This window comes from Sulfurimonas sp. (assembly GCF_027056685.1).
Classification (GTDB): Bacteria; Campylobacterota; Campylobacteria; order Campylobacterales; family Sulfurimonadaceae; genus Sulfurimonas.
Genome location: NZ_JALUKE010000094.1, coordinates 1 through 4,074 on the forward strand (window position 1 = coordinate 1; position 4,074 = coordinate 4,074).

Here is a 4,074-nt window from a genome sequence, read left to right on the forward strand (position 1 = left end):
TGATTATATCATACCTCAAATCATATTTGATTTTTTAGATTCACATCAACATGTAGAGATAAAAAAAGATATCCAAAACTCCAAAAATATCATTAATCTGGTAAAAAATTATGAAATTGATATGGGCTTTATAGAGTCCGTTTGTGATGATCCTGATATCATAAAAAAAGAGATAAAAAAAGATAGATTTGTAGTTGTTACAAGTGATAAAAAACTAAAAAATAAAACTTGCTATATTGATGAGTTATTAGAAAAAAAATGGCTTTTAAGGGAGAAGGGCTCGGGTACGAGAGATATTTTTTTGAATTCTATAGAAGATACAGCTAAAGAGTTGGAGATTTTTATGGAATTTAGTGCATTTGAAGAGGTGAAAACTATTCTTTTTAACAATCCTCAAACCATTACCTGCCTCTCTAGATTTGTAGTGGAAAAAGAGTTGCAAAGGGAAGATCTTTTTGAGGTAAATCTAAAAAATCTTCAAATAGAGAGAAAGTTTTACTTGATTTATCATAAAAATAAATATAAAAGTAAACTATTTATTGAGTTTGAAAACAGTTTATTATCTGAAAAATATTGACTAAAGCTTAAATACAATTCCAGGTTCCATTGTTTTGATGGGGCGCAGGCTAATAAACGCAGCAGTAAGACTGACAATAAAAACTCCTAGAAACCCTATGAATGGTGCAAACCACATAATGCGAAAAGGAAAACTAGCACTTGATATTGCTTCTCCAAAGAGTGCCGATATTCCAACACCTATGCCACTTCCTACTACTGCCATAATGAAAACTTGCGTATATATCATATCTGTGAGTTGTTTTATAGAGGCACCCATTGCTTTTAAAACAGCGTACTGTTTAATGTTTTCATAGGTAAACATATAGAGCATAACACCTGTTACTCCAAAACCTACAAGCATTGCCAAAACCACCATATTTACCATATCTCCTACATCTTCTGAGTTTATTAAGTACCACATGACAGTCTCTTTTTTAAACGCAGCACTTGTAATGGCTTTAAGTCCTGTCTCTTTAGAGATGCGTTTTGCAAGTTTTTCTGGAGTAATGTTTTTTGCAGGACGCACCATAATAAAAGTGATGTATCTCTTCTCTCCTGGAATTAAGCGTTTGAAATTTGATGTGCTTGTGTAGAGGAGTGGTCTTGGTGGAAAACGGGGAATGGTGTGTGAAACCCCTGCAACGACAACTCTTTTTGAGTTTATAAGCATTTCATCACCATAACGGAGTTCTCTTGTTACTGCGTTTAGATGAGAACCATTATATGCCCACATATCTTTTTTGTGTATGGGCGTTTGCAATTTGCCATCAGTACCACCACTATCGATGATAACACTGTTTGGAATACGCAATAGATTAGCAGGTTTTGGTGCACCACTGAGTGTGGCATCATCTACGCCTATTGCTTGAAAAGATTGGAAGTGTCCATTTGCATAGCGTGCCGTCATATCGCCTAAATAAAGAGGTGAAGCATACTCGACACCCTTTACACCTTTTACAATTCCTAAGGAAGAGTTACTCATATTTATTGTCGCTTCAGCAGAGCTTACCGCACTATCCATCACCCAGACTTTGGCACTTGGATTTTCACTTACAAGAGCAAAGCCCCTTGTCATAAAACCTGCAAAGTAACTCATGGCAAAGCTCACTAAAAACGCAGTAAACGCAACACCAATTAAAAGCCCTAAATATTTGGTCTTATCGTGTAAAAGCATCTCAATAGCAACTCTAAACATTAGTTGCCTTTAGAATTTTCAATGAAAACATCAAGCATTTCACCAACATAGAGAGGAAATTCAGGTCTATTTTTTACGCTATAAACAACTTGAAGAACCCTTGTATCTGTCTGCTCAGTAGGAGCTCCTGTAAGGTTCATTTTTGGTGTAACCATTGGTATGGTGTAGAGATAAGAGAGTTTTACTTTTTGCTTAGGATTTCCTCTTATAAACGCAGTGGCATCTGCATTCTTTTGAAATTTCCAACTGTCAAATTCATTAATGTTTACTCTTATATTGAGTTTGTTACTTCCTAAAATAAGTGCTTTTGAATTTCTAGCAAAATAAGAACCTACTGCAAGATTTGAGCGTAAAACTATGCCATCAATCGGTGCATAGACTTTGTAGAGTTTTAGCTCTTCCTGAAGTGCTTTGAGTTTTTGTTTTGTAAAAGCAAAATTATCTTTTGCTTCAGAATAATCATCTTTTAGTTTTGTATATTTCTCATTTGTAACCATATTTGCAGAGAGTTGTTTCATATTTTGTATGATGTTAAGTTGATGTTTAGCACTTTGTAGTTTTGCTAATGCTGATTGTATAGCTGCGTTTAGCACAGCAATATTGCTTCTTTTTGCACTATCATCTAGCCTGAAAAGCAACTCTCCTTTATGGACTTTGTCGCCACTTTGTACAAATACTTTTTTGACAACGCCTGCAACATTCGCTCCAACGACAATATTTTTACTCCCTGCTACGACAATTCCTGTTCCTGCTATAAAAGATTTATATGGAAGTTCAAGGGAGGGGAGGGCTACATTGTTTCCCGATTTTTCCATATCGTTATAATAAACAGTTCCCATCGCCACAGCAATACCAACAAGGGAGAGAAAAATAAGTATAAAAAAAGTTCTCATAAAGCCACCTTTGTAATTTTTCCATCTTCCATATGCACAATTCTATTTGCATATTTATATATTCTGTTATCGTGTGTGACTACTATCATGCTAGCCCCTTTTTCTTGAATGATTTTTGTTAAAAGTTCCATAACAATCTGTCCTGATTTATGGTCTAAACTACTTGTGGGCTCATCACAAATAATAAATTTTGGATTATGAACCAACGCTCTTGCAATGGCGACGCGTTGTTGTTCTCCACCACTAAGTCCACTTGGTTTTATATGCTCTTTTGCATTGAGTCCGACTGCGTTTAGCATCTCTTGTGCACGAGTGAGGGCTTCGGCTCTTTGCACACCTTTAATGGTCAAAGGAAGTGCAACATTATCTATGGCACTCAGCGATGGTAAAAGATTAAAAGCTTGAAATACAAAGCCAATATTTTCTCCTCTAAACGCAGTGAGTGTTACATCATCCATTGTTGCTATATCTTTTTGCAAAAGCTTACAACTTCCACTCTCAAAATGGAGTAATCCACTTAAAACAGAGACAAAGGTCGTTTTTCCACATCCAGAGGGTCCAACAAGCATAAGAAGTTCATTCTCATAGACATCAAGAGTAATTCCTTGAAGTGCTTTTACCTCTGCTTCACCAGCGTTAAATGTTTTGACAATATTTTTGCATGAGGCAATGATCTTACTCATACACTTTCCCACTTGCAATAGCGTTGATGATGGTCGCTTCTAAATGCTCTGTTGTCTGCATCGCTATTATTTGGTTCTTAACGTCAAGTGCCTGTTTTAAAACCTGCAGATAGGTATTGAAATCCACATACTGTTTGAGATATGCTTGCTCAATGGTTACTTCGCTCTGTTTAAAATCTTTCAATGATTTTTCTAAAATAGCAAGCTGATTTTTAGCATTCACATAGGCTTGATAGTGTCTTATGTACTCATTTTTTCTTTGAATTTTATACTCTACGCTCTGTGTTTGTCTGCTAAGTGCCGCTGCTTTGAGAGCTTCTGCATCTTTGAAATTGCCACCATTTAAGGGCATTTTAACTGCTACATCAAAAGAGTGATTGTCACCATAAGCAGTTGGGTCATCTAGTTTTTCATAGCTCATGCCAACTGTAACATTAGGCATATATTGCTTATTCATTCCTTGTGCTTGTGCTAAAAGTTTTTGTGCATCAAGCGTGTTTATGCTCGCTTGTGGATTGTGAGCTAAGAAATCTTTTTTGGTATAGAGCAGTTGCGTTTGCGTGAGTCTTGGAATGCTTTGATTTGGAGCATAAAGATGTAACTCTGCTTTCATTTTGGCAAGCTCTTGCGTTTGTGCAACTATTTTTGTCTGCAGGGTTGTGAGGGTGTTTTTAAAACGCAGTATGTCAAGTGCAGTTATGTCTCCATTTTTTGCTAAACCTTCAAGTTTTGCATAAATTTTTTG

The 4,074-nt window shown here is 36.0% G+C and carries 5 protein-coding genes; 1 reads left to right on the forward strand and 4 read right to left on the reverse strand.

What is annotated here, in order from left to right:
* Window positions 1-577, forward strand: a 577-nt coding sequence (locus MVY38_RS04200) for a LysR substrate-binding domain-containing protein (protein WP_297483876.1), incomplete at its 5' end; no start/stop codon positions are given.
* On the opposite strand, the gene MVY38_RS04205 is transcribed toward MVY38_RS04200, so the two are convergent.
* The 4 genes from MVY38_RS04205 to MVY38_RS04220 all read right to left on the reverse strand — a co-directional run.
* Window positions 578-1,753 carry an FtsX-like permease family protein gene (locus MVY38_RS04205; protein ID WP_297483877.1) on the reverse strand — a complete coding sequence of 392 codons (1,176 nt, stop codon included), beginning with the start codon at window positions 1,751-1,753 and terminating at the stop codon, window positions 578-580.
* Window positions 1,753-2,646 carry an efflux RND transporter periplasmic adaptor subunit gene (locus MVY38_RS04210; protein ID WP_297483879.1) on the reverse strand — a complete coding sequence of 298 codons (894 nt, stop codon included), beginning with the start codon at window positions 2,644-2,646 and terminating at the stop codon, window positions 1,753-1,755. The genes MVY38_RS04205 and MVY38_RS04210 overlap by 1 nt, the downstream gene beginning before the upstream one ends.
* Complete coding sequence (locus tag MVY38_RS04215; RefSeq protein ID WP_297483881.1) at window positions 2,643-3,329, reverse strand: ABC transporter ATP-binding protein; 687 nt, start codon at window positions 3,327-3,329, stop codon at window positions 2,643-2,645. The genes MVY38_RS04210 and MVY38_RS04215 overlap by 4 nt, the downstream gene beginning before the upstream one ends.
* On the reverse strand, window positions 3,322-4,074 hold a 753-nt coding region (locus MVY38_RS04220), incomplete at its 5' end, for a TolC family protein (protein WP_297483883.1). The genes MVY38_RS04215 and MVY38_RS04220, both read right to left, overlap by 8 nt.